The 1,232-nt window shown below is 52.8% G+C and carries 1 protein-coding gene; it reads left to right on the top strand.

The features are described from left to right. Window positions 1-62: 62 nt before the first annotated feature. Window positions 63-1,213, top strand: a protein-coding gene (locus HX846_RS23010; RefSeq protein WP_143007115.1) for an IS3 family transposase whose coding sequence is annotated in 2 segments (ribosomal slippage) — window positions 63-297 and window positions 297-1,213 — 1,152 coding nt in all. Because the reading frame shifts where the segments join, the coding sequence is not laid out codon by codon here. Window positions 1,214-1,232: the final 19 nt, after the last annotated feature.

Raw genomic sequence — 1,232 nt, forward strand, 5'->3', positions numbered from 1 at the left:
TGAATCGCCCCTAGTTTCGTAGACACCTCCAAGCCTTAAAATGAGGCCCATTAGGAGGTGCCATGAGCAACCAGCGTTATCCCGAAGAATTCAAAATCCAGGCGGTCAAGCAAGTGACCGAAAAGCAGCTTCCTGTCTCGGAGGTGGCTGCACGATTGGGTGTGTCCGTGCACAGCCTCTATGCCTGGGTTAAGCGCTACACCAAGCCCCAGGAACAGCGCGTTGAAGAGGATGATCAGAGCGCAGAGGTTCGTCGTCTACGTGCCGAGCTGAAACGGGTCACGGAGGAGCGAGACATCTTAAAAAAGGCCGCCGCGTACTTTGCCAAGGAGTGCGGCTGAAGTACGCCTTTATTAAGCAGCAAGCGGATCACTACGCGATTCGACGGCTTTGCCTGACGCTCAAGGTTCATCCCAGCGGCTACTACGCGTGGCTATCAGAACCAAAATCTGCGCGAGCCAAGGACGATCAGCGACTGCTTGGGTTGATCAAACACTCCTGGCTGGAAAGCGGTGGTGTTTATGGCTATCGCAAGATCCATGATGACCTGCGAGAGGTTGGAGAGAGCTGTGGCCGTCACCGGGTGGCTAGGTTGATGCGCATTGAAGGTTTACGTTCTCAGACTGGGTATCGACGGAGGCCGGGAAAATATGGCGGTAAACCAGCCGTTGCCTCACCGAACTTACTGAAGCGCCAATTCGATGTCAGAGAACCCAACAAAGTCTGGGTCACAGACATTACCTACATCCGAACATATGAAGGCTGGTTGTATTTGGCCGTGGTGCTCGATCTGTTTTCACGCCAGATCATTGGTTGGTCAATGAAGTCGCAGATGACCAGCGACGTAGCCATTGATGCACTGCTGATGGCGGTTTGGAGACGCAAGCCGAAGCAAGAGGTGATGATCCACTCGGATCAAGGAAGTCAGTACAGCAGCTCAGACTGGCGAAGCTTCTTGAAAGCTAACAACCTGGTAGCCAGCATGAGTCGTCGAGGTAACTGCCACGACAACGCTGTGGCGGAGAGCTTTTTCCAGTTGCTAAAGCGGGAACGGATCAAGCGTAAAATCTACACTACACGCCAGGATGCTCGGGATGATGTGTTCGATTATATCGAGATGTTTTACAACCCAAAACGACGCCACAGTTTCAACAATCAGCTGTCACCGGTAGAGTTTGAAAAGCGTTACGCAGCGAGCCTGGAGAGTGTCTAGAAAACCCGGGGCGATTCAT

This window comes from Pseudomonas sp. K5002, from assembly GCF_013386655.1.
GTDB lineage: Bacteria > Pseudomonadota > Gammaproteobacteria > Pseudomonadales > Pseudomonadaceae > Aquipseudomonas.